2 protein-coding genes are annotated in these 788 nt (G+C 43.4%); both read left to right on the top strand.

The window, feature by feature from the left end:
* Nucleotides 1-74: 74 nt before the first annotated feature.
* Nucleotides 75-332 carry a GIY-YIG nuclease family protein gene (locus HMJ38_RS25085; RefSeq protein WP_194973284.1) on the top strand — a complete coding sequence of 86 codons (258 nt, stop codon included), beginning with the start codon at nt 75-77 and terminating at the stop codon, nt 330-332.
* Nucleotides 333-441: 109 nt separating this feature from the next.
* Nucleotides 442-699 (top strand): GIY-YIG nuclease family protein, encoded by a 258-nt coding sequence (locus HMJ38_RS25080; RefSeq protein ID WP_194973284.1) that lies wholly within the window; start codon nt 442-444, stop codon nt 697-699.
* The last annotated feature ends 89 nt before the right edge of the window (nt 700-788 follow it).

Raw genomic sequence — 788 nt, 5'->3', positions numbered from 1 at the left:
TCGAGTCCTCCCGATACTCGGGACAGGCTGTCCATTCCGCTTAAGCCTTGGGAAAACCTAAGGCTTTTTTAATTATGGGTCATTTTGTCTATATAATACAATCTGAAATAGACGGAACCTTTTATATAGGCTCTACCCAAGATCCTATCTCTAGACTCCAAAAGCACAATGCGCTTCACAAAGGTTTTACATCTAGGAAACAGCCTTGGAAAATCGTCTACTCAGAGAAGTTTGAGAATAAGCAGGATGCACTCTTAAGAGAAAGGTTCCTTAAAGCGCAGAAAAGCCGTGAATTTTTTCAACGTTTAATTTCTGGTAGTTCAGCTGGTTAAAATGCCAGTCCCGAATTCTCGGGAAGGTCGCGGGTTCGAGTCCTCCCGATACTCGGGACAGGCTGTCCATTCCGCTTAAGCCTTGGGAAGACCTAAGGCTTTTTTAATTATGGGTCATTTTGTCTATATAATACAATCTGAAATAGACGGAACCTTTTATATAGGCTCTACCCAAGATCCTATCTCTAGACTCCAAAAGCACAATGCGCTTCACAAAGGTTTTACATCTAGGAAACAGCCTTGGAAAATCGTCTACTCAGAGAAGTTTGAGAATAAGCAGGATGCACTCTTAAGAGAAAGGTTCCTTAAAGCGCAGAAAAGCCGTGAATTTTTTCAACGTTTAATTTCTGGTAGTTCAGCTGGTTAAAATGCCAGTCCCGAATTCTCGGGAAGGTCGCGGGTTCGAGTCCTCCCGATACTCGGGACAGGCTGTCCATTCCGCTTAAGCCTTGGGAA

Source organism: Aquiflexum lacus, assembly GCF_015476655.1.
GTDB lineage: Bacteria > Bacteroidota > Bacteroidia > Cytophagales > Cyclobacteriaceae > Aquiflexum > Aquiflexum lacus.
Note: the sequence above shows the minus strand (reverse complement) of the source record. Positions and strands in the feature narration are given on the sequence as shown.